This window comes from Nonomuraea sp. NPDC050540 (assembly GCF_044457485.1).
Taxonomy (GTDB): domain Bacteria; phylum Actinomycetota; class Actinomycetes; order Streptosporangiales; family Streptosporangiaceae; genus Nonomuraea.
On record NZ_JBITHA010000008.1, the window covers coordinates 358257 to 382759 of the forward strand.

At 69.6% G+C, this 24503-nt stretch carries 23 protein-coding genes and 1 tRNA gene; 8 read left to right on the forward strand and 16 right to left on the reverse strand.

What is annotated here, in order from left to right:
* Nucleotides 1-16: 16 nt before the first annotated feature.
* On the forward strand, nt 17-1225 hold the full coding sequence (locus ACIBI5_RS28555; protein WP_397251813.1) for an FAD-dependent monooxygenase: 1209 nt from the start codon (nt 17-19) through the stop codon (nt 1223-1225).
* On the opposite strand, the gene metG is transcribed toward ACIBI5_RS28555, so the two are convergent.
* On the reverse strand, nt 1161-2951 hold the full coding sequence (gene metG / locus ACIBI5_RS28560) for a methionine--tRNA ligase (protein ID WP_379622310.1): 1791 nt from the start codon (nt 2949-2951) through the stop codon (nt 1161-1163). The two genes, ACIBI5_RS28555 and metG, sit on opposite strands and share 65 nt — an antisense overlap.
* A gap of 72 nt (nt 2952-3023) precedes the next feature.
* On the opposite strand from metG, the gene ACIBI5_RS28565 reads away from it, so the two are divergent.
* Together ACIBI5_RS28565 and ACIBI5_RS28570 are read left to right on the forward strand one after the other, a co-directional pair.
* Nucleotides 3024-3596 carry a TetR/AcrR family transcriptional regulator gene (locus ACIBI5_RS28565; protein WP_397251814.1) on the forward strand — a complete coding sequence of 191 codons (573 nt, stop codon included), beginning with the start codon at nt 3024-3026 and terminating at the stop codon, nt 3594-3596.
* Between the two features lie 50 nt (nt 3597-3646).
* Nucleotides 3647-4813 carry a Cmx/CmrA family chloramphenicol efflux MFS transporter gene (locus tag ACIBI5_RS28570; RefSeq protein WP_397251815.1) on the forward strand — a complete coding sequence of 389 codons (1167 nt, stop codon included), beginning with the start codon at nt 3647-3649 and terminating at the stop codon, nt 4811-4813.
* Nucleotides 4814-4815: 2 nt separating this feature from the next.
* Here ACIBI5_RS28570 and ACIBI5_RS28575 read toward each other — a convergent pair whose 3' ends face one another.
* The 3 genes from ACIBI5_RS28575 to ACIBI5_RS28585 form a co-directional block, all read right to left on the reverse strand.
* Nucleotides 4816-6003, reverse strand: coding sequence for an ATP-binding protein (locus ACIBI5_RS28575; RefSeq protein ID WP_397251816.1), 1188 nt, complete (start codon nt 6001-6003; stop codon nt 4816-4818).
* Nucleotides 6000-6692, reverse strand: coding sequence for a two-component system response regulator CseB (gene cseB, locus ACIBI5_RS28580; RefSeq protein WP_397251817.1), 693 nt, complete (start codon nt 6690-6692; stop codon nt 6000-6002). The genes ACIBI5_RS28575 and cseB overlap by 4 nt, the downstream gene beginning before the upstream one ends.
* A 115-nt stretch (nt 6693-6807) precedes the next feature.
* Nucleotides 6808-8031 carry a glycosyltransferase family 2 protein gene (locus ACIBI5_RS28585; protein WP_397251905.1) on the reverse strand — a complete coding sequence of 408 codons (1224 nt, stop codon included), beginning with the start codon at nt 8029-8031 and terminating at the stop codon, nt 6808-6810.
* Nucleotides 8032-8131: 100 nt separating this feature from the next.
* Here ACIBI5_RS28585 and ACIBI5_RS28590 point away from each other — a divergent pair, with 100 nt between their 5' ends.
* Nucleotides 8132-9652 (forward strand): hypothetical protein, encoded by a 1521-nt coding sequence (locus ACIBI5_RS28590; RefSeq protein ID WP_397251818.1) that lies wholly within the window; start codon nt 8132-8134, stop codon nt 9650-9652.
* On the opposite strand, the gene ACIBI5_RS28595 is transcribed toward ACIBI5_RS28590, so the two are convergent.
* Both ACIBI5_RS28595 and rsmI read right to left on the reverse strand, forming a co-directional pair.
* Entirely contained in the window at nt 9603-11174 is a 1572-nt protein-coding gene (locus ACIBI5_RS28595) for a dolichyl-phosphate-mannose--protein mannosyltransferase (RefSeq protein ID WP_397251819.1), read from the reverse strand. The genes ACIBI5_RS28590 and ACIBI5_RS28595 overlap by 50 nt on opposite strands.
* A gap of 10 nt (nt 11175-11184) precedes the next feature.
* Nucleotides 11185-12033, reverse strand: a complete 849-nt coding sequence (gene rsmI / locus ACIBI5_RS28600) for a 16S rRNA (cytidine(1402)-2'-O)-methyltransferase (RefSeq protein WP_397251820.1) — start codon at nt 12031-12033, stop codon at nt 11185-11187.
* Nucleotides 12034-12111: 78 nt separating this feature from the next.
* On the opposite strand from rsmI, the gene ACIBI5_RS28605 reads away from it, so the two are divergent.
* Both ACIBI5_RS28605 and ACIBI5_RS28610 read left to right on the forward strand, forming a co-directional pair.
* A complete protein-coding gene (locus ACIBI5_RS28605; RefSeq protein WP_397251821.1) occupies nt 12112-13728 on the forward strand; it encodes a dolichyl-phosphate-mannose--protein mannosyltransferase in 1617 nt (538 codons plus the stop codon).
* 114 nt (nt 13729-13842) lie between these two features.
* A complete protein-coding gene (locus tag ACIBI5_RS28610) occupies nt 13843-15024 on the forward strand; it encodes a hypothetical protein (protein ID WP_397251822.1) in 1182 nt (393 codons plus the stop codon).
* A gap of 91 nt (nt 15025-15115) precedes the next feature.
* Here the strand turns inward: ACIBI5_RS28610 and ACIBI5_RS28615 are convergent, their stop codons facing one another.
* On the reverse strand, nt 15116-16213 hold the full coding sequence (locus ACIBI5_RS28615; RefSeq protein WP_397251823.1) for a winged helix DNA-binding domain-containing protein: 1098 nt from the start codon (nt 16211-16213) through the stop codon (nt 15116-15118).
* Between the two features lie 60 nt (nt 16214-16273).
* On the opposite strand from ACIBI5_RS28615, the gene ACIBI5_RS28620 reads away from it, so the two are divergent.
* On the forward strand, nt 16274-17041 hold the full coding sequence (locus ACIBI5_RS28620; protein ID WP_397251824.1) for an acyl-CoA thioester hydrolase/BAAT C-terminal domain-containing protein: 768 nt from the start codon (nt 16274-16276) through the stop codon (nt 17039-17041).
* A 184-nt stretch (nt 17042-17225) separates the two neighbouring features.
* On the opposite strand, the gene ACIBI5_RS28625 is transcribed toward ACIBI5_RS28620, so the two are convergent.
* From ACIBI5_RS28625 to galU, 9 genes are all read right to left on the reverse strand, one after another.
* Nucleotides 17226-17834 (reverse strand): dihydrofolate reductase family protein, encoded by a 609-nt coding sequence (locus tag ACIBI5_RS28625; RefSeq protein ID WP_397251825.1) that lies wholly within the window; start codon nt 17832-17834, stop codon nt 17226-17228.
* A gap of 99 nt (nt 17835-17933) precedes the next feature.
* Nucleotides 17934-18824 (reverse strand): FtsX-like permease family protein, encoded by an 891-nt coding sequence (locus ACIBI5_RS28630; protein WP_397251827.1) that lies wholly within the window; start codon nt 18822-18824, stop codon nt 17934-17936.
* Between the two features lie 504 nt (nt 18825-19328).
* Nucleotides 19329-19402 (reverse strand) — tRNA-Ala (locus ACIBI5_RS28635).
* 49 nt (nt 19403-19451) lie between these two features.
* Nucleotides 19452-20054, reverse strand: coding sequence for a hypothetical protein (locus ACIBI5_RS28640; RefSeq protein WP_397251828.1), 603 nt, complete (start codon nt 20052-20054; stop codon nt 19452-19454).
* 136 nt (nt 20055-20190) lie between these two features.
* Nucleotides 20191-20835, reverse strand: a complete 645-nt coding sequence (locus ACIBI5_RS28645) for a GNAT family N-acetyltransferase (RefSeq protein ID WP_397251829.1) — start codon at nt 20833-20835, stop codon at nt 20191-20193.
* 40 nt (nt 20836-20875) lie between these two features.
* Nucleotides 20876-21364, reverse strand: a complete 489-nt coding sequence (locus tag ACIBI5_RS28650) for a molybdenum cofactor biosynthesis protein B (protein WP_397251906.1) — start codon at nt 21362-21364, stop codon at nt 20876-20878.
* Nucleotides 21364-21831, reverse strand: a complete 468-nt coding sequence (gene moaC, locus ACIBI5_RS28655; protein WP_397251830.1) for a cyclic pyranopterin monophosphate synthase MoaC — start codon at nt 21829-21831, stop codon at nt 21364-21366. The genes ACIBI5_RS28650 and moaC overlap by 1 nt, the downstream gene beginning before the upstream one ends.
* Nucleotides 21828-23015: a gephyrin-like molybdotransferase Glp gene (gene glp / locus ACIBI5_RS28660; RefSeq protein ID WP_397251831.1), complete on the reverse strand. Its 1188-nt coding sequence runs from the start codon at nt 23013-23015 to the stop codon at nt 21828-21830. Before glp ends, moaC begins: the two co-directional genes overlap by 4 nt.
* On the reverse strand, nt 23002-23904 hold the full coding sequence (gene galU / locus ACIBI5_RS28665; RefSeq protein ID WP_397251832.1) for a UTP--glucose-1-phosphate uridylyltransferase GalU: 903 nt from the start codon (nt 23902-23904) through the stop codon (nt 23002-23004). Before galU ends, glp begins: the two co-directional genes overlap by 14 nt.
* Before the next feature lie 24 nt (nt 23905-23928).
* Here galU and ACIBI5_RS28670 point away from each other — a divergent pair, with 24 nt between their 5' ends.
* The gene (locus ACIBI5_RS28670; protein WP_397251833.1) at nt 23929-24498 is read left to right on the forward strand and encodes a 5-formyltetrahydrofolate cyclo-ligase; all 570 of its coding nucleotides are present in this window, start codon (nt 23929-23931) and stop codon (nt 24496-24498) included.
* Nucleotides 24499-24503: the final 5 nt, after the last annotated feature.

Here is a 24503-nt window from a genome sequence, read left to right on the forward strand (position 1 = left end):
GGGCACGCTCACGGTCATGGACATTCTGATCTCCGGCGCGAGCATCGCCGGACCCGCCCTGGCCCACTGGCTCAACGCCTACGGCATCAACACGACGATCGTCGAACGCGCCCCCGCGCTGCGTGAAGGCGGCCACGCCGTCGACTTCCGCGGCAAGGCGCACATGAGCGTCCTGCGCAAGATGGGAATCCTCTCCGACATCGAGCGCGAGCAGACCAACATGGGCGCCTTGTGGAACGTCAACGAGGCGGGCAAGAAGCTGGCCAAGATGCCCGACGACATCTTCGCCGGTGACGTCGAGATCCTGCGCGGCGACCTGGGCCGCATCCTGTACGAGCGGACGAGGGAGAAGACGGAGTACATCTTCGACGACTCGATCGCCGAACTCCACGAGGACGCCCACGGCGTGGCCGTCACCTTCCAGCGCGGCGCCACCCGCCGCTTCAACCTGGTCATCGGCGCCGACGGCGTGCACTCCAACGTACGCTCGCTGACCTTCGGCCCGGAATCGCGCTTCCACACCTACCTCGGGCTGTACAACGCGGTCTTCACCACGCCCAACCACCTCAACCTCAACTACAACGCCCAGGGCCTGAACGTGCCCGGCAAGGTGGCGTCCTCCTACGCCTCGCGGGCCAACACCGAGGCCAAGGCGGTGTTCTTCTTCGGCTCGCCGGAGCTCACCTACGACCGCCACGACGCCGAGGAGCAGAAGCGCCTCCTGGCCGACGCCTTCAAGGACGTCGGCTGGATCGTGCCGCGGCTGCTCGAGGACATGTGGAAGGCCGACGACTTCTACTTCGACTCGATCAGCCAGATCCACATGGACGAGTGGTCACGCGGGCGGATCGCGCTCGTCGGTGACGCGGCCTGGTGCCCGTCCCCGCTGTCGGGAATGGGCACCGGGCTGTCGGTGGTCGGCGCGTACGTGCTGGCCGGGGAGATCGCCACCCACGGCCACGTCGACGGCTTCCCCGCCTACGAGCGGATCATGCGCGAGTACGTGGCCGGAGCGCAGAAGTCGGCCGTAGGGGTCAGCAAGTTCATGGTCCCGGAGAGCAAGTTCATGGCCTGGTTCATCAACCAGAACTACAAGCTTCTCCCCTACATGCCGTGGAAGGGCCTCATGGCCAAGTCGGTCAGGAAGACCGCCGAGGCCATCACTCTGCCGGAGTATCCAGGCGCGCGAGCTCTTCGTCGACGACCTTCGGATCGAGCTTCTTGAACAGCGGTACGGGGGGCGCGAGTGGAGTGCCGGGCTTGATCGGCCGGTGCTCCCACCGCGCGCCGTCCTTGTAGTCGCCGGTGATCACCGGGTACGGCGTGCCGCCGTCCTCGTCGACCTCCCGGATCTCCGGCATCCCCGACCAGACGCCCTCGCCGCCGAGCATGGCGTGGACCTTGTTGGACGAGGACGGCAGGAACGGCGTCAGCATCGTCTTGGCGTCGTCGACGACCTGGAGAGCGGTGAACAGGATCGACTTCTGCCGCTCGGCGTCGTCCTTGAGCTTCCACGGCTCCTGCTCGGCCAGGTACTTGTTGGCGTCGCGGACCACGTCGAGCGCCTCGGTGATGGCGTTCTTGAACCGCGAGCGGTTCAGTTCGGCGCCCACCGGCCCGAACGCCGCCCGCGAACGCTCCAGCAGCGCCCGGTCGGCGTCGGTCAGCTCGCCGGCCTCGGGGATGACGCCGAAGTTCTTGGCCGCCATCGAGATCGAGCGGTTGACCAGGTTGCCCCAGGCCGCGACGAGCTCGCCGTTGTTGCGGTTGACGAACTCCTGCCAGGTGAAGTCGGTGTCCTGGTTCTCCGGCCCCGCCACCGCGATGTAGTAGCGCAGCGCGTCGGCGTCGTAGCGGGCCAGGAAGTCGCGTACGTAGATGACGACCTGCCGCGAGGAGGAGAACTTGCGGCCCTCCATCGTCAGGAACTCACTGGAGACCACCTCGGACGGCACGTTCAGCGCGCCCAGGGAGCCCGCCTTGCCGCCCCTAGCGCCGATGCCGCTGTAGCCGAGCAACATCGCCGGCCAGATCTCGGCGTGGAAGACGATGTTGTCCTTGCCCATGAAGTAGTAGCTCTTGGCGTCGGGGTTCTGCCACCACTGGCGCCACGCGTCGGGGTCGCCGCTGCGCCTGGCCCACTCGATGCTCGCGCTGAGGTAGCCGATGACCGCGTCGAACCAGACGTAGAGCCGCTTGTTGGCCTGCTCGCTCCAGCCGTCGAGCGGGATGGGAACGCCCCAGTCGAGGTCGCGGCTGATCGCCCTGGGCTGCAGGTCGCCGAGCAGGTTGAGGGCGAACTTGAGCACGTTGGGCCGCCACTCGCCCTGCTTGGACTGCAGGTAGGTGCCGAGCACCTCGGCGAAGGCGGGCAGGTCGAGCATGAAGTGCTCGGTCTCGGCGAAGACCGGGGTCTCGCCGTTGATGCGGCTCTTGGGGTTGATGAGCTGAATCGGGTCGAGCTGGTTGCCGCAGTTGTCGCACTGGTCGCCGCGCGCGCCGTCGTAGCCGCAGATGGGGCAGGTGCCCTCGATGTAGCGGTCGGGCAGCGTGCGCCCGGTGGACGGGGAGATGGCGCCCATCGTGGTCTTCGGGAAGATGTAGCCGTTGTCGTAGAGGCCCTTGAAGATCTCCTGCGTGACGGCGTAGTGGTTGTTCGTCGTGGTCCGGGTGAACAGGTCGTAGGACAGCCCCAGGCCGGTGAGGTCTTCGGCGATGACCCGGTTGTAGCGGTCGGCCAGCTCGCGCGCCGTGACGCCCTCCTTGTCCGCCTGGACCTGGATCGGGGTGCCGTGCTCGTCGGTGCCGGAGACCATCAGCACCTTGTTGCCCGCCATGCGCTGGTAGCGACTGAAGACGTCGGACGGCACGCCGAACCCGGAAACGTGCCCGATGTGGCGGGGGCCGTTGGCGTAGGGCCACGCGACAGCGGTCAAGATGTGCTGGGACATGCCCTAAGCCTACGGGTTCCCGCCACCCGGAGTAATAGATGGATCAGTCCAAAACGTGCTACCGTCGGTTCCATGGCACGACCGAGGCAGTTCGACGAGGAGCGCGCGGTGGACGCGGCGATGCGCGCGTTCCTGGGCTCCGGGTACGAGGCGACCTCGACCCAGGACCTCTGCACCGCCACCGGCCTGGGCCGCAGCAGCATCTACAACACCTTCACCAGCAAGCACCACCTGTTCAAGAAGTCCCTGCGGCACTACATGGACATCAGGACCGCGGGCATCCTTGACGCGCTGGAGGGCCCGGCGCCCGTCCGCGAGAAGATCGGGACCCTGATGCGCCAGGCCGTCGAGCCCCGCGACGGACTGCCCCGGGGCTGCCTGGTGGTGAACACGATGATCGAACTGGCCCCGCACGACGCCGAGGTGGCCGCGATGCTCAAGCGGGACTACGAGCGGCGACTGGAGGCCCTGCGGGCGGCGATCGAGGCGGGCAAGATCTCGGGAGAGCTCGCGGCGGACAAGGACGCAACCGCGCTCGCGCACTTCGTCATCGCCTCCATCAGCGGGATCCAGGTCTCGTTGCGCGGGGGCGCGGGACCCGCGGCGGCCCAGGCGATCATCCGAACGGCGCTCGGCGCCTTCTGACGTTTGCGTGCCCTCATTTTGAACTGATCAATCTAAAACTAGGGAGACGTATGCCCCTCGCCGTCTATGTCCTCGGACTGGCGATCTTCGCCATGGGGACCTCGGAGTTCATGCTCGCCGGGCTGTTGCCCGCGATGGCCGCCGACCTGGGCGTCTCCGTCCCGGACGCCGGGCTGCTGATCTCGGCGTTCGCGATCGGGATGGTGATCGGGGCGCCGCTCCTGGCCGCGCTCACGTTGCGGTGGCCGCGCCGCCGTACGTTGCTGGCCTTCCTCGCGGTCTTCGTCGCCATGCACGTGGTGGGCGCGCTCGCGCCCGGCTACGGGGTGCTGTTCGCCACCCGCGTCGTCGGCGCCTTCGTCTACGCCGGGTTCTTCGGCGTGGCCGCCGTCGCCGCGACCGACATGGTGCCCGTGGGCTCCCGGGCCAGGGCGCTGGCCGTCGTCGTGGGCGGCATCACCCTGTCCACCGTCCTGGGCGTGCCCGCCGGCACGCTCATCAGCCAGTTCGCCGACTGGCGCGCCGCCTTCTGGACCGTCGCCGTGCTCACCGCGCTGGCCTTCGCCGGAGTCATCGCCCTGGTGCCCGCGGGGCGGGCCGCGGCGGCGGCCGTGCCGCGCCTGCGCGACGAGTTGCGTGCCATGGCCAACCTGCGGCTGTGGATCACCTACGGCGCGGTCTCGCTGAGCTTCAGCTCCATGATGGCCAGCTTCGGCTACCTCGGCGCGCTCCTGACCGACACGACCGGCCTGTCCGAAGGATGGGTCTCACTGGTCCTCGCCCTGTTCGGGCTCGGCAGCCTCATCGGCATCACCATCGGCGGCCGTACGGCCGACGCCCGGCCGTTCACCACCTTCTACATCGGCATGGCCGGAGTGCTCGTCACCTCGGCCGGCGTCGCGCTCCTGGCCTCATCCCCGGTGGCCATGGTCGTCACCGTCTTCCTGATGGGCGTCGCCGGCATGGCCACCAACCCGGCGGTCAGCGTCCGCGTGTACGCCCTGGCCGGCTCCGCCGCGACGCTGGCCGGATCCACGAACGTCTCGGCGTTCAACGTCGGCAACACCCTCGCCCCCTGGCTGGCTGGACTGGGCATCAGCGCCGGGTTCGGCTATTCGTCCGTGGGCTGGGTGGGCGCCGCCATGGCCGCGGGCGCGCTGGGACTGGGCGCGCTGGGCCACGCGCTGCACCGCCGCGCCGTCCCCGTCGCCGTGTGAGCTCACCCTGCCGGGGGCGGCAGGCGAAGGGTGGCGACGGCGCCGCCGTCCGGGGCATTGGCCAGGACGAGGGCGGCGCCGATGACGCGGGCCTGGCCCGTCGCGATCGTCAGGCCCAGGCCGTGCCCCCGGCCGCGCTCCGCGGCTCCGGTCCGGAAGCGCTGCGGGCCGTCGGCCAGCAGGCCGGCGGGGAAGCCCGGGCCGTGGTCGCGGACCACGATCGTCGTGCCGTCCACCGTCACCTCCACGGGGGCGCCGCCGTGGCGGTGGGCGTTGATGACCAGATTGGCCAGGATGCGATCGAGGCGGCGGGGGTCGGTCTCGGCGGTGCCCGGGGCGGTGACGGCCAGCCGTACCGGGAGGGCGGTCCGCTCCAGGGACGCCCTGACGACGTCGGCGAGCGCCACCGGCCTGAGGTCGGCGTGCTCGGCGCCCGCGTCCAGGCGAGAGATCTCCAGCAGGTCCTCGACGAGGGCGCGGAGCACGCGCACCCGGTCGCGGACCAGGTCGGTCGCCTCCCCTTCCGGCAGCAGCTCGGCTGAGGTGACCAGGCCCATGAGCGGGGTGCGCAGTTCGTGGGCGACGTCGGCGGTGAAGCGCTGCTCGTTCTGGAGACGGATCTGGAGGCTGTCGGCCATCGAGTCGACGGCCGTGGAGATCTCGGCGATCTCGTCGCCGCGGCGGGCGGGGTCGGCGATGCGCGCGTCCAGGTCGCCCTCCGCGATGCGCCGCGCGGTCCCCGCCACCCGCCGAAGCCGGCGGTTGGGCAGCTCGGCCAGCAGCAGCGACAGCGGGACGATCACCGCGAGCGCGCCGAGCGAAGCCTGGGCGACGTCCCGGTCGAAGGCCACCAGAGCCCGCATGTGCACGCCCATGTCCACCTGCACGGTCAGCAGTCGGTCACCTTCGCGCAGACCGCCCCACATCCAGGGGACCTCGGGGTTGCGGTCGTCGAACCAGAAGACCGGTTCGTCCGACAGGAGCATCTGGGACAGGAGGGGCGGCGGGATCTCCCCGGCCGGCTTGGTCTCTTCCCTCCCCATGTCGGTCAGGGCGTTGTACGCGCGTTCCCTGCCCACCTCCATGGAGCGTTCGAGCGTGGCCCGGTGGACCAGCACGCCGACGACCACGGCCACCGCGCAGCAGGCCAGGGCCACCAGGGCGGCGATCCGCCAGCGAAGGGACCTCACCGGCGCAGCTTGTAGCCGAAGCCGCGCACGGTCTCGATCCGGTCGGCGCCGATCTTCTTGCGCAGCCGCTGCACGCACAGGTCGACGACGCGGCTGTCGCCGTTCCAGCCGTAGTCCCACACATTGGTGAGCAGCGTCTGGCGGTCCAGGACGATCCCGGGGTTGGCCGCGAACTCCAGCAGCAGCCGCAGCTCGGTGGGAGCCAGCGCGACCGGCTGTCCGGCCCGGGTCACCTCCAGACCGTCCCGGTCGATGGACAGATCGCCGAAGACGAGCGCCCCGGTTCCGGCGGACTCCGGGGCCGGAGCGGCACGCCGCAGCAGCGACCGGATCCTCGCCACGAGCACGGCGGTGTCGACCGGTTTCACCACGTAATCGTCGGCACCCGCCTCCAGCCCGGAGACCACGTCGAGCGAGTCGCCGCGGGCCGACATCATCAGGATCGGCGCGAGGCTCGTCTCCCTGACCTTCCTGCACAGGCCGATGCCGTCGAGGCCGGGCAGCATGACGTCGAGAAGCAGCAGGTCGTGGCCGCCTTCCCGGGACATCTCCAGTCCGGTGAGGCCGTCTTGGGCGGTGCTCACGCGGTAGCCGTAGCGCTCCAGCGCCATGGCGACCGCCTTGCGGATCACCTCGTCGTCCTCGACGAGCAGCACCCTGACGGGAGGCTCCTCCCGAAAATCAGACATTTCACCCCTTACGTCGACACACCCATGGTGCCGTACGCGCGCGTCCGCTTCGCCTCGGGCATGTATCAGCCGTGAATCAGCCCGAGGCCGGAAGCGCCCGCGCGGCGGGGATGCCTCAGTGGGTGGTGGAGTCCTCGCGGGTGACCGCTTCGGCGGCCTCCTCGGCGGCCTTGGCCGCGTAGTCGACCGGGGTCTCGCGGCTGCGCCTGATGCCCAGGATGCTGATGAACAGCGAGGCGAAGATGGTCTGGAAGCTCATGATGAACGCCGTCGCCGCCGGCACCACGAGGCGCAGGGACTCACGCGGGTCCAGTTCGCCGAAGCTGCGCACCTGCCAGTGCACCAGCGACATGACCAGCCCGATCAGACCGGCCAGGGCCAGCAGGCCACCGACCACGAGACCCTTTTCCAGGGTCACGATGCTGATCAGCTTGCGGACCCGTGGCGATTCGGGCAGGAAGCCCTCCTCCGCCGCGTACACCTTCGTGAACAGCGCGAACAACGCCGCCTGGAAGCCGATCACCACCATGGCCGACGCCCCGACCAGGGTGTCGACGTCGAAGGCGAGCTCGCCGATCCGGACGGGGCCGAAGGTCAGCGCGGTGCCGGCGACGAGGCCGACGAGCATGAGCGCGAGCCCGGGGATGAAGAACAGCCACTTCGGGCTGTAGAGGAGCAGGAAGCGCAGGTGGCGCCAGCCGTCGCGCCAGGAGCGCAGGTGCGGCGGGCGGGAGCGGCCGTCGGGCGAGAGCGTGGTCGGGACCTCGCGCACGTCGAGTCCCTGGAGCGTGGACTTGACGACCATCTCGCTGGCGAACTCCATGCCTCCGGTCTGCAGCCCGAGGCGCAGGATCGACTCGCGGCGGAAGCCGCGCAGGCCGCAGTGGAAGTCGCCGATGGCGCTCGGGAAGAACAGCCTGCCGACGAACGACAGGACGGGGTTGCCGAGGTAGCGGTGGAGCGGGGGCATGGCGCCGGGGGCGATGCCGCCCTTGAACCGGTTGCCCATGACGAGGTCGGCGCCCTCGCGCAGCTGCTCGACGAAAGGCAGCAGCCCGGTGAAGTCATAGGAGTCGTCGGCGTCGCCCATGATGACGTACTTGCCACGCGCGGCCCTGATGCCGCCCATCAACGCGTTGCCGTAGCCCTTCGCGTCAACGTGGACCACACGGGCGCCCGCGTCCCTGGCCAGTTGCTGGGAACCGTCGGTGCTGCCGTTGTCGGCGATGAGCACCTCGCCCTCGATCCCGTGCTCCTCCATGCACGCAAGCGCCTTGCGGACACAGACTTCCACGGTCTCCGCCTCGTTGAGGCAAGGCATGACCACCGTCAGTTCCACGTCGTAGCCCTTCCAGTCACGGCACATCCAGCACACCATCATGCCGTCTGCCCACCCATGCTCGGGTCAAGTCCGAAAAACGCCTGGCATTCTTGTTGCCATGGTGAGCGTCGCGGAGATAACCCCAGTGGACGACTCCGCCCGTGGCCGAACCGCGCGTCTGCGCTCGTTCCTGCGCCGTCATCGGGTGTTCGCCGCAGCGCTCGCCGTGGGCGGGTTGCTGCGGCTCGTGACCATGCTCGGGTACGGCCCGGCGATGTGGTTCAACGACTCCTACGAGTACGTCTCGGTCGCCCTGCACCCGAGGCCGCACCCGATCAGGCCGGATGGCTACGGATTCTGGCTGCTGGCGCTGAAGCCGTTCCACAGCTTCGCCCTGGTCACCTTCACGCAGCACGTCATGGGCCTGGCCACGGCCGCGTTGATCTACGCGCTGCTCCGGCGCAGGTTCGGCCTGCCGACGTGGGGCGCGACGCTGGCGGCGGCGCCGGTGCTGTTCGACGCCTACCAGATCCAGCTCGAGCAGCTGATCATGTCGGACGCCATGTTCACACTGCTGGTCGTGGGCGTGATCACGCTGGTGCTGTGGAACCGGCGGATGTCGTGGAAGATCGGCGCGCTGGTGGGGGTGCTGCTGGCGCTGACCTGGCTGACGCGTTCGATCGGGTTGCCGATTCTGGCGCTGGTCGTGGCGTACCTGCTGGTGAAGCGGGTGGGCTGGCGGCCGATTGTCGCGATGATCACCGCGTGCGCGGTTCCCGTGCTCTGCTACATGGCGTGGTTCTCCACAAGCTTCGGCAAATTCGCGATGACCAACAGCGACGGGCTCATCCTCTACATGCGCACCGCCATCTTCGCCGACTGCTCGAAGATGAACATCGATCCGCGCAAGGAACTCGACATCGCGCTGCTGTGCATCGAGGAGCCCGTGAGCCAGCGGCCCGAGTACGCGCAGTGGTACCTGTGGCGCTCCGAGTACGGCCAGCCGCTGCACCGCCTGGGCGGCAAGACGTTCGAGTCGGTCAAGAACGACGCGGCCAGCAAGTTCGCCATGCGCGCGATCCTGTCCCAGCCCGGCGACTACCTCCAGGTCGTGGGCCGTGACTTCCTGCGCTCCTTCCACTGGGGCCGCCCGCGCTTCCCCGACGCCTCCACCTACAACATGTACGAGTTCCGGCCCTATTACGAGCTCGTCAACGGCAAGCCGAAACGCCTGCCCACCTGGCCCTCCCACGCGCAGGGCCGTACCGACACCGACGCCTACTCCTACGAGCAGGGCCCGCCGGAGACCCGCATCGTCAGCCCCTGGGCCGACATCATGAGCGGCTACCAGAAGGTGTTCTACCTGCGCGGCATCATGCTTGGCGGCATCCTCCTGATCGGCCTGTACGGCGTGGCCGTCCGCTGGCGCACCTGGGGCGGCCCGGTGGCGCTGCCGTGGCTGGCCGCGTTCGGGCTGCTCCTGGCCCCGGCCGCCACGGCCGAGTTCGACTACCGGTACGTGCTGCCGGCCGTACCCCTCGCGTGCGTCGCGGCGGCGATCACCCTGCGAAACGGCATCAAGCGGAAAGTCACACCCACGAGCGCATCAGCATCCGAGCCCACCACTGAGCGTGCGTGATCGTCTCCGACGACAGGACCGGATACAGCCACCAGAAGTTGATCAGCACGACCAGCGTGAACGCCCCGACGGCGGCGCCGCCCCCGGCCCGCCGCATGGGCGGCGCGTTCTGCTTGCCGAGCACCAGCCCGCCGACCAGCGCGAGCGCCATGGCCATGAACGGCACGAGCGGCACCATGTAGAAGAGGTACATGGTGCGCTTGTCGGCCAGCCAGTAGTACACCCACGGCAGCCACCCGGCGGCGTACGCCAGCAGCACCGCCCCCGCCCGCCAGTCACGCGTGGCCACGTACCAGACGACGAGCGCGACGAGCGCGAACAGCGCCGCGTACCAGAGCGCGGGCGTGCCGACCCCGAGCACGGCCTGCGAGCACTTGTCGGCCCCGCATCCCGTCGGCGGCAGATCGCCCTCGTAGTGGAAGGAGACGGGCCGTTTGAGCACCAGCCACTCCCACGGCTTCGACTGGTAGGGATGCCCCTCGACCAGCCCGGTGTGGTAGCCGAGCACCTGCAGCTGGTACTTCACCCACGACCGCACCGAGTCCAGCACGAAGAAGACGGGCCCTGACGAGGTCGCCTGCTCCCAGTTGCGCCCCCACCCGTGCGCCGAGACGAACCAGCCCGTCCACGAGAGCGTGAAGACCGCCGCCGGCACCGCGGCGAGCGCGCCCATCGCGGGCGCGAGATCGAGCGAGAAGGCTCCCCTGTACGGCTGCCGCAGCCCGACCGCCCGCCTGGCCCCCATGTCCCATACGAGCGACAGCAGGAAGAACGCCAGCAGGAACGGCAGCCCCGACCACTTGACCGCGCAGGCCGCGCCCATGCAGACTCCGGCGGCCAGCCGCCAGGGCCGCCACCCGAGCCGCGGCCCCTGGTCCGACAGCCGTGAGCGCTCGTACCAGTCGGCCAGCCGCCGCCGTGCGTGGTCCCGGTCGGTCACCAGGCAGGCGAACCCGGCCAGCACCCAGAACATCACGAAGATGTCCAGCAGCGCGGTGCGCGAGAGCACCAGGTGCAGCCCGTCCAGCGCCAGCAGGAGCCCGGCCAGGCAGCCCAGCAGCGTCGAGCGGGTCATCCGGCGGGTGACGCGGGCCAGGATCAGGATGGACAGCGTGCCGACGACGGCGGCCATGAAGCGCCAGCCGAACGGGGTCATGCCGAACATCCACTCGCCGACGGCGATCATCCACTTGCCGAGCGGCGGGTGCGCGACGTAGCTGGCGCACTCCGCCGACTCCGCGCACTGCTTGAAGATGTCCAGGTTGCCGGTGACCAGGCGCTGGTCGGCGATGGGGTTCTTGGAGTCGCCGAGGAAGGTCCGCTCGACGCCGTACTTGAGGAGTGAGTAGGCGTCCTTGATGTAGTACGTCTCGTCGAAGACCACGGCATGCGGCTCGCCCAGCCGGAAGAACCGCAGGATCGCGCCGAAGGCGGCGACGAGGGCGGGGCCGAGCCACCCCCACAGTGCGCCTTCCTGCATCGGCGGAACCAGCCGCTGTGCGGAAACCCCCCAGTTCTTCACGATGCGCACCCTATGGCGTCGGAGATCTCCTGTGAACCGCGTCGTACAGCTCTCGTTTGGGAATCCCGGCCTCCTTGGCCACGTCAGCGACGGCCTGCTTACGCTGGGTTCCCGCCTCGGCCCTGCGGTCGACCTCGGCGACGAGCGCCTCGATGTCCTGCTCGCCCGCCCCGGCCACATGACCTGCCACGACGACCGTGATCTCGCCCTTGACTCCGGCCTCGGCCCAGGCCGCCAGCTCGGCCAGGCCGCCGCGCCGTACCTCCTCATAGGTCTTGGTGAGCTCGCGGCAGACCGCGGCGGGACGGTCGGCGCCGAAGGCGGCGGCCATCGCGGCCAGTGAGCCGGCCAGGCGGTGCGGCGCCTCGAAGAAGACCATCGTGCGCTCCTCCGCGGCCAGCGCGCCCAGGCGGCGCGCCCGCTCGCCGCCCTTGCGCGGAGGGAAACCCTCGAAGCAGAAGCGGTCGCTGGGCAGGCCGGAGATCGCCAGCGCGGTCGTGACCGCGGACGGGCCGGGCAGCGCGGTGACCGTGACGCCCGCCTCGACGGCCAGGAGCGTCAGGCGGTAGCCGGGGTCGGACACGCCCGGCATCCCCGCGTCGGTGATCACGACGACGGTGCGCCCCTCCTTGAGCGTCTCGACGAGCTCCTGGGCGCGCCCGGCCTCGTTGGCGTCGTAGTACGACACCACGCGGCCGGTGATCTCCGCGCCGATGTCATGCGCCAGCCTGCGCAGCCTTCTGGTGTCCTCGGCCGCGATCACGTCCGCGCTTTCGAGCGCCTGTCTCAGCCGGGGGGAGACATCTCCCGCTTGCCCGATCGGGGCTCCTGCCAGCACCAACTTGCCGTCTTGTGTCACCCGGCCATTGTCGCAGGGCACCCCAATTGCACCGTGTTTCTTATCTATTCCACGGCTTGGGGCCCGTACGATGTCCGAATGGCCGTGACCGATTTCCAGTACCAGGCCGTGGACGATCCGAACAAGCCGCAGCCGCGATCGGTGCGTGACCGGCTGGTCCCGCCGATGGGCGGCAGCGTGCTCTGGGGCTGGGTGGGCCCGCTTCTGATCGCGGTGTTCGGCGGGGTGCTGCGTTTCGTCAACCTCGGCCATCCGAAGGCCGTCGTCTTCGATGAGACCTATTACGCCAAGGACTCCTTCTCGCTGATCACCTGGGGCGTCGAGAAGGTCGCGATCAAGGACGCCGACAAGGCGCTGCTCGCCGGCAACACCGACATCTGGCAGAAATGCACCCAGGACGCACTCGACAAATGCGCCTCCTACGTCGTGCACCCGCCGCTCGGCAAATGGATGATCGGCTTCGGCGAGTGGCTGTTCGGCATGAACCCGTACGGCTGGCGCGTCGCCGCCGCCATCGTCGGCACGCTCTCGATCCTGGTCATCGCCAGGCTGGCGCGCCGGATGACGCGTTCGACGCTGCTCGGCTGCTTCGCCGGCCTGCTGCTGGCACTCGACGGCCTGCACTTCGTGCTCTCGCGCACCGCGCTGCTGGACATCTTCCTCATGTTCTGGGTGCTGGCCGGGTTCGCCTGCCTGGTGGTCGACCGGGACAGGATGCGCGGGCGGCTGGTCGACTGGTACGAGACCTCGCCGATGACGCCGGAGGGCCCGTGGCTCGGGTGGCGGCCGTGGCGGATCGCCGCCGGGGTGTGCCTGGGCGCCGCGTGCGCGGTCAAGTGGTCGGGCATCTTCTTCCTCATCGCGTTCGGGATCATGTCGCTGATCTGGGACATGGGGGCGCGCCGGGCGGTCGGGCTGCGCAAGCCGTACGCGGGGGCCTTCGGCAAGGACGCGCCGACCTGGCTGGGCGCGGTGGCGCTGGTGCCCGCGCTCACGTACGTCGCCACCTGGGCGGGCTGGTTCGCCAGCGCCGACGGCTACGGCCGCAACTGGGCGCAGGCGACCTCGTCAGGACCGCTCTACTTCGTCATCGACTCGGCCAAGTCGTGGTTCAACTACCAGGTGCAGGTGCTCGGCTTCCACACCGGCCTGGAGTCCACGCACCCCTACCAGTCGGAGCCGTGGCAGTGGCCGCTGCTGCTGCGCCCGGTCGCCTTCTACTACGAGGGCAAGCAGACCGGCTGCGGCGTCAAGGACTGCTCGGAGGCGGTGCTCGGGGTGGGCACGCCGGTGATCTGGTTCGGGGCGCTGGCCGCGCTGGTGGCGTTGATCGCCTGGTATGTCGCCTCGCGGGACTGGCGGGCGGGCGCGGTGCTGCTGGCGTACGCGGTGGGCTGGCTGCCGTGGTTCTACTACGCGATCGCGGACAACCGGACGATGTTCCTGTTCTACGCGATCCCTATGATTCCCTTCATGGTGCTGGCCATCACGCTCTGTGCCGGTTTGCTGATCGGCCCCGCGGCGCCTCCGGGCGGTCCGCTGCCGATGCGGCGTACCGTCGGGGCCGCCGCGGTCGGCGCGTTCGCCCTACTGGCTCTGGTGAATTTCTGGTGGTTGCACCCCATCCTGACCGCCGATCTGATCCCCTACGCGGAGTGGAAGGCACGCATGCTCTTCGACAAACGCTGGATCTGACCCGCATCACAAGCCGCAATAGGATGAATTCATAGGGTAGCCACTGTGCACGACCCAATACGCACCGGATTCGGTCATCGTCAGGCCTGGGGTCCATACGGCAAACTTCGAGGCATGAGTGCACCGGATGTCACAGCGCTTCTCACGGAGTTGGAGCGCTCCGAGCCGGACCTGGCCGAGGATGCCAGGACCGCAGTCGAGTGGCTGACGGGCGGGGAGCCGTTGGAGACGGTGACCCAGCTCGATGTATGCGAGTTTCTCTGGTACACGCTTCCGCTGAAGGTGGGCGGCGACCACGAGCGGCTGGCCCGCTCCCTCGGCAGGCTCCTGGCCATCGGCGGCCTGGAGCGCTACGCCGCCCTGTGCGAGTCCCCCACGACCACCCAGATCCTGCGCACCTACGCCCGCGACGGCGAGGACGCCGGCACCGCCGCCTACCAGGAGGCGCTCGAAGCCACGGGCGTGCTCCCTCCCGACGTCCCGGACCTGCGCTGGAGCATGATCATGGGCCCGGAGGAGCTGGGCGCCCACGTGGCCTGCTCCGCCGCGCTCGAACTGGCCATCCTGTCCGGTGAGGAGATCGACCGCGTCGCGCTCACCCGCCGCTGGCTCACCGAGCCGCGTACCGAGCTCGGCGGCGACAGCTGGCTCAACCGCGTGCACGGCGAGCGCCTCAACCGCTGGGTCCTGGGCCGCGGCCCGGCCAGGCGCGAGCTGGCGCAGCCGTTCGAGGTGCGCCTGCACGCCCCCATTCCCCACCAGCCGCTGCCCGCGCTGCACCGGCTGCTCACCCTGGCCTCCTCGGAAAGCCTCCCGCTGCGCCTGGCGCCATCGCCCGAGGCGCTGCGCCTGCGCGAGGTGGCCGAGCACGACCTCGGGGCGCTGCTGCGCGACGGTTCCAAGCTGACCATCACCGAGGAGGGCCGGCGCCTGCTGCGCTCACCGGAGCAGATGTGGGCGACCGCCACCGGGCTGCTGCTGTCCCGCGTGGACCACGAGTTCGACCTCTCGGTCCGGGAGGCCGCGCTCATGCTGCTCGCCGACGGCAGCGTGATGTCGCCTCAGGAACTGAACACCCGCGTGGCCGAGATCGTCGGGGGCGAGGGCTGGCACCCGGCGACCGGCCGCGAGGACATCTCCCGCCCGCTGTCCGACCTCGTCGGACAACTCACCGCGCTCGACCTCGCCTTCGGCGACGAGTTGGTGGTACGGCTGACGCCCACCGGCCACCTGGCCGCCCTGGCCGCGCTACGGGCGCACGCGCTCCGCCCACGCCAATACGTCAGCCCAGGATGACCTTCGCCCCCCGACGTAAGCCCTGGATGACCCGCACTTCCATGCACCCGCGTCAGCCCTGGACGACCTTCGCCTCCACGCACCCCCCGCGTCAGCCCTGGATGACCTGTACTTCCGTGCACCCGCGGAACTCCGCGTAGGGCGCGGCCTCGGCCGCGACCGTGTCCCGATCGACGTCCCCCTCGACCGTGATCATCAGCTTGGCGCCCTTCTTCTGCTGCCGCCACAACCCCGCCGTCTCGCCGTCCAGAAGGATCACCCCGGGGTTGCCGGTCTTCCTCCAGATCCGCGGCCGCAGCCCCGGGTCAGGCGCCAGCGTGCCCCGGTCTCGCAACTGCAGAAACGGCTCGTACGGCGGCAGCAGCCGCATCCCCTTGGGCCGCTCCGCCCCCTTGAGCTCGGCCAGATCCTCGGCCAGCACGAACCCCCCGCCCGCCTCGGCCATCTCCCCCGCGACCTTCGCCCAGGAGCGCGCCGCGTAGTGGACGCTGACCCCCGCCCAGGAGGCGAAGTCGTCAGCCGTACTGGGCCCGTAGAGCCGCAGATACCGCCGCACCAGCCCCGCCCGCGCGTCCTTGTCCGCCGGCACCCCGGCCAGCCACTGATCCACCCGCATCAACGACGCCTCGTTGCCGACCCGGGGCGCGATCGCGAACTCCCCCGTCAGCGAAGCCGCCCGCGTGAGAATGGCGCTGAACGACGAGAACATGTCCGGCTCCATCCACGGCGCGAACTCCGCCGGCAGCCGCGGAGCCAGCGCGCTGCCCAGTTCCCGCTTGGTGAGCGTACGCCCGTCCAGCGCGTCCCTGGTGGCCTCGATCACCCGCTCCATGGTCGCGCTGGCGCTCCTGCCCATCTGATCGAGCATCGGCAGAAAGCCGGCCATCTGCGCCCGCCACGACTCCTCGTCGTCGGGCAGCAGCCCACGGGTGAACAGCGGCAACTCCGCACTGCTCACCAGGCACGGCGAACCCCGCAGGCTCCACGTCTGGATCAACGTGCGCCGCTTGGCGATCGCCGCCTCGACCTCCGCCACGCCCACCTCGGCCCGAGCCCGCAGCGCCAGCTGCGCCGACCCGGGCGGCGTGTTCTGCGGCGCCGTAGCCGCGGCGTCGGCCAGCGTGCCCCGCTCGTCCAACTGGTGCCGGCGCAGCCGGAAGGCGATGACCTGCTCTCGTTCGACGTTCATGAACCCGCCCGCGTCCTCTCTGCCCGAACCGACACTATCCACCTCATAAGATCCATGACCATGGAAAGTCACCTGGCCGGTGCGGGCGAGGTCGGCGTCCTCGTCCTGGCCGGATCCAGCGGCCGGATCGACTCCGCCAGATGCGACCTGCTGGCCGCACACGGTCTGACGGCTCTGTCCATCCGCTGGTTCGGCGGACCGGGACAGTCGCCCGGAATCTGCGAGATTCCGCTGGAGACATTCGTCACCGGACTCGACATGCTGACCGAGGCGGGCGCGCGCCGGCTGACCATTCTCGGGCTGTCCAAGGGCGCTGAGGCGGCCCTCTCGCTCGCCTGTGTGGAGCCGCGGGTGGAGACCGTGGTGGCGCTGTCGCCGTCCTCGGTGGTCTGGGCCGGTTTCGGCGTGGCGGGGCCGTACCGGTCCTCGTGGACCTGGCGCGGCCGCCCACTCCCCTTCGCCCCCTATCCCCCGGAATGGCCGGCCGACGGCCCGCCCACCTCCTTCCGCGCGTTCTACGAGCGTGGCCTCGCGGCGGCTCCCGCCGAGTCCGCCATTCCCCTGGAACGCTCCCGCGCCGACGTGGTCCTCGTGGCCGGCGGCGACGACCAGATGTGGCCATCCCTGACGTTCGCGCACGCCCTGACCGCGCGGCGCGAGGTCCGCCTCGTCTCCCACCCGCGGGCCGGCCACCGCCCGCGCCTGCCCGGCGAGCCCGCCCCCGCGCCGTCCGCCTCCTACGTGTACGGCGGAAGCCCGCACGCCGACGCCGAACTCGGGGAAAGGGCGTGGCCCGAGATCCTCAGGGCACTTCGGGGGCGGACATGAAGAAGGGCCCACGCCGAGGCGTAGGCCCTTCTTCAGTAGACGGTGCGCAGGTCGCCTATCGGCGAAATGCACAACGCGGCTCCAGCCGAACGGTAGTCCGCGAAGGCGGTAAATGAGGCCCTGGGACACTGGACACACCGGCTACGGGTTGTGTAACCACCCCCCAGCCAAGAACATTCCCGGGCTAGGCGACCGTCCCGTAGAGCGGCGCCCCGGCCCACTCGTACACCAGATGCACCACCCCGGTGCTGGTCACCCGCGACGCGGCCAGCTTGAGCCCCGCGGGCGCCGTCCCCTCGGAGAACAGCCGCTTCCCCTCCCCGACCACCACGGGGAAGACCAGCAGGTGATACTCGTCCACCAGCTCGGCCTCCTGAAGGGTGCGCAGCAGGTCGCTGCTCCCCTGCACGAGAATGGCCCCGTCGGTGCTCTTCTTGAGCTCGGCCACCGTCTGCGCGGCCTCGCCCTGAAGCACGTGGCTGTTGTTCCACGTCACCTCCTTGGGCGAGCGGGTGGTGACGTACTTGGCCATGCTGTTGATCTTGGCGCCGCCGTCCTCATCCGACACGTCCGGCCAGTACGAGGCCAGAATGTCGTAGGACTTGCGCCCCAGCAGCATCCCGTCCGCCCGCTCGAGCACGTCCGCCATGATCTCGTTGAAGTCCTGGTCGACGTGAGCCGGCAACCACCCACCCCGCGTGAACCCGTTGGACTCGTCCTCGGTCGGGCCACCGGGCCCCTGCATGACGCCGTCCAGCGACACGAACGTCCCGACGATCAGCTTGCTCGCCATCTTCCCGCTCCCTCTGTTTCTTCCTGCTCTCTGTCTGTGCCCACAGCGTGCCGGGAGCGGCTTAAGGTCTCCCTACGATTCCCCTACGAGCCCTCAAGGTCAGTCATCGGGCCGGAGCGACCCGCGCCGTGCCTTCCGCGTGGAGGCCAGCGCTCCGGCCAGGCCACTCACCACGCAGACCAGCACCAGCCCCGCGTACTGCGGGACGGAGTAGGCGAACCCCGCCCGGCCGGTCGCGGCCTTGCCGAGCGCGGTGAGCGATGCGGCGGCGATGCCCGTCCCGAGCAGCGTCCCGGCGCACGTCACGGTCAACGTCTCCCAGCACACCATCCTGGTGAGCTGCCGCGGCTTGGTCCCCAGGGTGCGCAGCAGCCGGATCTCCTCGGTCCGCTCGGCCATCGTCATCGCCGTCGCGTTGAGCACCGAGATCACGGTGTAGGCCACCGCCGATCCCACCAGCACCGGGGCCGCCCACGCCGCCGGGCCCGTGCGGGTGACGTCCGCCGCCGCGTCGGTGGTCGCCACGGCGAACAAGAAGGTGCAGGCGAGCGCGATCGTCAGCATCACCGGGGACGCGGCCGCCATCGCCCGGCGCGGCTGGGTGATCAGCGAGGACCTGGCCAGCATCCCTGCGCCCGGGTCGAGCCGGGCCGCCACCGCCCCGAACAGCCAGCCCATCCCCCGCAGCGCGACAGGGCCCAGCGCGGACGCGCCCACGCAGAGCGCCATCGTCGCCCCCAGCCCGGTCGGCACCGCGGCCGACTCCTTCACCTGCAGCACCAGGTACAGCAGCACGATGCCCCCGGGCAGCGCCGCCGCTCCGAAGACCGCCCTGGGCCAAGGCAGCAGCCGCCGCTGCGCCGCGCTCTCCCGCAGCACTTCAAGCGGCCCCACGCCCACCGCCTTGCGCGCCGCGGCCCGAGCCGCCAGCAGCGTCACCACCAACCCCACCACCAGCGCCAGGATGAACGGCCCCGCCGTGACCTTCACCGGGACACCCATCGGCGCCAGCCCTTGTCTCGCTGCTCTCGGACTCAGGCGTAACTCTGGAGAACTTCTCCCGCCTCGTGGGGCCACAGCAACACGACGGTCACCGAGACGGTCTACCGCAAGCAGCTCCGCCCGGTGCTCCTGGAGGGCGCCGAAGCGATGGATCGGCTCTTTCCAGACGGATGATGCATGATCATCACACAGCTTCACACGACGAAGGGTGATCATTGAAGCGCGTAAGAGAAGCCCGTCGCGGCGGAGCTCGTGGTTTCGTACTTGTCGGCTGGTTGTTCCTCATTTTGGGCGTCGGTATGGGAACGGGGAGCGACGCGACCTCAGCGGTAATCGCGTTGGTAGGTGTGGGCCTGGGATGTCTCGTCACAGCCGTCGTGCTGGCGATTGAGGACCTTCACCGCCGCTGATCAGAACCCGTAGTCACTCAGTTGGTCACCCAGCAACGCAGAAGGCCGCCTCCGATCTCTCGGAAGCGGCCTTTGACCTGGGTGGAGATGAGGGGATTCGAACCCCTGACCCCTTCGATGCGAACGAAGTGCGCTACCGGACTGCGCTACATCCCCAAGGACTCGACCAGATTAGCAAACTCCCTGGGGTCCTCGCGCCACCGATTCAGTCCCCGACCGCCCGCCGAGGCGGTTCCGCGTACTGGTCGAACAGGACGTCCGGCTGTCGTGCCGTGAACTCGATGATCTCGGCTTCCCGCTCGGCCTCCAGCCGCCGCTGCTCCCGGACCCGCCGCCGCCGTTCGGCACGGGACTGGGCGGCGCGGCGCCGCCGTTCCTGATCCACCTGTACGGCGATGCGCAGGAACCCAAGATAAGCCGCCATCACCACGATTGAGGGAGCAACCCCCCACCACGGCATCATCCGCACCGCCGCCGTCACCAGCGACGCGATCACCAGCAACGACGTGAAGAACAGCAACCGCCGCCGCCGGGCCACGATGATCGCCCGTCGCCGCGCGCGGAACTGCCGAGGGTCCACGACGGGCGCGGCGGGTTCCTCGATGGAGTACTCGCCGGTGTCCGGCTGGTCCATCAGCGAGGCGCCCTGCACCTGCTCCAGGTCCGGCAGCTGGTGCTCGCCCGTGTAGTACTCCTCTTCGAGCTCGGCCAGCTCGGCGAGGTTGGTCTTGTCCCTGCGCAGCCACATCGGGACAAGGACGCACAACCACATGACGACGATGGCGAGATAGAGGAGGACGCTGCTCACGACCACCTCCGGACACGATTAAGGGCAGCATGAAAACGCCTGTGCGTTCTTGGCGTCTTCGATGTGCTCACGTCACGCACCGTAAGACCGCGTGTCACTAATTGACGAGCATTCGATGCGGTGTGTCGCGAGATCGTCAAACCTCTTCTACCGGAGACCCACCGTGAGCCGCTGACTCACGCGCGCGACGCCACTGCACGAGTAGACCGCCGGGAACGTCCTCGACGGTCAACGCGTAGCAGATGTGGTCGCGCCAGGCTCCGTCGATGTGGAGTTGGCGACGCCGAATGCCTTCTTCCCTGAAACCGAGCTTCTCAACCACTCTTCTGCTCGCGTGATTTTCCGGCCGGATGTTGGCTTCGATGCGGTGCAGCCCGGTGGTGAAGAAGCAGTGGTCGACGGCCAGGGCGAGCGCCGTCGGCGTGATGCCGCGCCCGGCGAGCGCGCCGTCGACCCAGTAGCCGACCTGCGCGGAACGGGCGGATCCCCACACGATCGCGCCGACGGTGAGTTGTCCGGCGAAATGCCCCTGATAGGTGACGACCCAGGGCAGCGCCATGCCTTGGCGGGCTTCTCTGCGCAGCGTGCCGACCATGGACACGTACGGTCCGAGACCGGTCCTGAACAGCGGCGTCTCCGGGTTGCTCGGCTCCCATGGGCGCAGCCATTCGGCGTTGCGCAGGCGCGTCTCGCGCCACACCCGGACGTCTCCCAGCCGCAACGGCCGCAGACCCACTGGCCCTTCGCTCAGAGTCGCCGGCCAGCCACGAAGTCGATCCACACCCTCATCATCCCCCCATCGGACGTCATGTCGCCACGCATCAGCGCGGGTGATCGCCGCCGCGGATCTGCTCGACCGCGTGCTGAAGGATGGGCGCGAGTACGGCCACGCCGTCACGCACGCCACCGCTGGAACCGGGCAGGTTGACGATGAGGGTGTCGCCCGCCTGGCCGGCCAGACCTCGCGACAGAATCGAGGTCGGCACTTTTTCGCGATTCGCCTGCCGGATGGCCTCCGCAATACCCGGAATTTCCCGGGAAATTACCCGGGCGGTCATTTCCGGAGTGAGATCCATTGGCGTTAGCCCGGTGCCGCCGGTCGTGATGATCACTTCGTATCCGCCCGCGATGCCGTCGCGCAGCGCGGCCTCGACCGGATCGCCGTCGGGAACCACCACGGGACCGTCCACTTCACACCCCGCCTCACCCAGCAGCGAAACCAGAAGAGGTCCGGATTTATCGGCGTAAATCCCGGCGGAGGCGCGGTTGGAGACCGTGATCGCCAATGCCCGGATCACCAATGCGCGCATCATGGCCGTGTCCAATGGCCGGTCTTGCCGCCGGTCTTCTCCTCCACCCGTACGCCGGTGATCACCGCGGCTGGATCGACCGCCTTCACCATGTCGATCAGAGCCAGCGCCGCCACCGACACCGCGGTGAGCGCCTCCATCTCCACGCCCGTGCGGTCGGCCGTCTTGACGACGCAGGTGATGTCCACGCCCTCGTCGACGATGTCGAGCGTGACCTTCACCCCGTGCAGCGCGATCGGATGACACAGCGGGATGAGGTCGGGCGTGCGCTTGGCGCCCATGATGCCGGCGATCCTGGCCACGCCCAGCGCGTCGCCCTTCGGCACCTCCCCGGAGCGCAGCAGCGCCACGGCCTCCTCCGACAGCAGGACGCGGCCGGTCGCGGTGGCGGTGCGCGCGCCGACGTCCTTGGCGGAGACGTCGACCATGCGGGCGGCGCCGGATTCGTCGAGATGGGTGAAACTCACAGTCTGATCACCTGCACAGCAGCGCCCGCCGGTACGTCGGTGACGTCCTCGGGCACCAGGATGAGGGCGTTGGCCGAGGCCAGCGCCGCGAGCTGGTGGGAACCCTGGCCGCGTACCGGAGTCACGGTGCCGTCCTCCGACAGCACGCCGCGCAGGTAGGAACGCCGGCCCGCGGGCGAACGCAGCGGCCCGACGACATAGGCCGTCGACGTCTCCGGGGCTCCGGCCGGCAGTCCGCGCATCTGACGCAGCGCCGGCCGTACGAACAACATGAACGAGACGAAGGACGAGACCGGATTGCCGGGCAGCGCGAAGATCGGCACCTGGTCCTCGCCGACCACGCCGAAGCCCTGCGGCATGCCCGGCTGCATCGCGACCTTCTCGAAGCGGACCGTGCCGAGCGGCGCGAGCGCCTCCTTGACCGGCTCGTAGGCGCCCATCGAGACACCGCCGCTGGTGATGATGGCGTCGGCCCGCACGAGCTGGGCGTCGAGCTGCTCCAGGAACGTGGCCGGGTCGTCGCCCACGGTCGCGGCGCGGTAGCCGTCGCCGCCGCTCTCGCGGACGGCGGCGGTGAGGGTGAAGCTGTTGGAGTCCCAGATCTGGCCGGGGCCGAGCGGGAGTCCGGGTTCGACCAGTTCGGCGCCGGTGGAGAGCACGACCACGCGCGGGCGCGGGCGCACCCACACCCGGCGGCGGCCGACGCCGGCCACGATGCCGAGCTGGGCGGGGCCGATCACCGTGCCGGGGCGGAGCACGACCTCGCCCGCCCGCACGTCCTCACCCGCCCGGCGGATGGCGTTGCCCAGGGGCGCGGCCTGGTTGATCGTGACCGTGACGGTGCCGCCGTCGGTCCACTCCACCGGCACGACGGTGTCGGCGCCGGCCGGAACGGGCGCACCGGTCATGATGCGTACCGCGTGACCCTGCCCGACGGCACGCAGCTCGTCGGATCCGGCCGCCACGTCGTCGATCACCGGCAACGTGACGGGAACCGCCGCGAGGTCGGCCGCGCGTACGGCATAGCCGTCCATGGCCGAGTTGTCGAACGGCGGCAACGGCACCGGGGAGCCGACCTCCTCGGCCAGCGTGGTGCCCAGCGACCGCTCAAGCTCGAGCTCGAGCGGCGCCAGCGTACGCACCGTGGCCAGGATCTCGGCCAGGTGCGCGTCAACCGATTTCACGAAGGAACTCCCGCAGCCACGGAACGAACTCGGGGGCCAGGTCGGGCCGGTCGGCGGCGAACTTCACCACGGTGCGCAGATAGTCGAGCTTGTCGCCGGTGTCGTAGCGGCGCCCGCGGAACAGCACGCCGTGCACCGGCCCGCCCTCCGAGCTCGGCCGCCCGGCCAGCGTACGCAGGGCGTCGGTCAGCTGGATCTCGCCGCCGCGGCCCGGCGGCGTGTTCTCCAGCACCTCGAAGACGGCCGGGTCGATGACGTAGCGGCCGATGATCGCCCAGTTGGACGGCGCCTCCTCGACCGGGGGCTTCTCGACCAGGTCGGTCACCCTGACCACGTCGTCCTCGCCGGTGGCCTGGATGGTGGCGACGCCGTACAGGGAGACCTGCTCCTTGGGGACCTCCATGAGCGCGATCACGCTGCCGCCATAGGTGCCGCGCACCTCGATCATGCGTTTGAGCAGCTCGTCGCGGTAGTCGATCAGGTCGTCGCCCAGCAGGCAGGCGAAGGGGTGGTCGCCGACGTGCTGCTTGGCGCAGAGCACCGCGTGGCCGAGCCCCTTCGGCTGGCCCTGCCGCACGTAGTGCAGGGTCGCCAGCGCGGCGGGCTCGCGGACCTGGGACAGCTTGTGCTCGTCGCCCTTGGCTTCGAGCACCTCCTCCAGTTCGAAGGCGCGGTCGAAGTGATCCTCTATCGACCGCTTGTTCTTCCCCGTGACCATGAGGACGTCGAGGAGCCCGGCGGAGGCGGCCTCCTCGACGACATACTGGATCGCGGGCTTGTCGACGATGGGCAGCATCTCTTTGGGTGTCGCCTTGGTCGCCGGGAGGAACCGGGTGCCCAGACCCGCGGCGGGCACGACGGCTTTCGTCACAGGGTCGAAGTCAGCCATGAGTAGACCCTAGTGGAGGTACCTGTGGACAAGATGAAGCTGCGCCGGGACCTGATCGAGGCGCGTACCTCGCTCTCGCCCGAGCAACGCAGGGCAAACGCGACAAGCATCCGGGAAACCCTCCTTGATCAGCCGTGGGTCCAGATGGCGGGGCTGGTGGCGTGCTACTGGTCTATCGGAAGCGAGCCGGAGACGCACGGGCTTGTCTTCGCCCTGTGGAAACACGGGGCCACAGTGATCTTGCCTGTGCACAAAGATGATGACGATCTGGACTGGGCGGTATACGACGGGCCAGATACCCTCGCACCTGGACGATCCGGGATCATGGAGCCCATCGACACCCGGCGCGGCGTGGACGCGATCCGTACCGCCGCACTGGTGATCGTCCCGGCCCTCGCCGTCGACGCCCGCACCGGCGTCCGGCTCGGGCGCGGCGGCGGTTCCTACGACCGGGCCCTGTCCAGGGTCGGTCCGAACGTCCCCGTGGTCGCCTTGCTGCACGACGGCGAGCTGATCGACGGCGTCCCCGCCGAGTCCCACGACGAGCGGGTCCGTTATGCGGTGACTCCTATGGGACTCACTAGGCTTATGTGACTGCA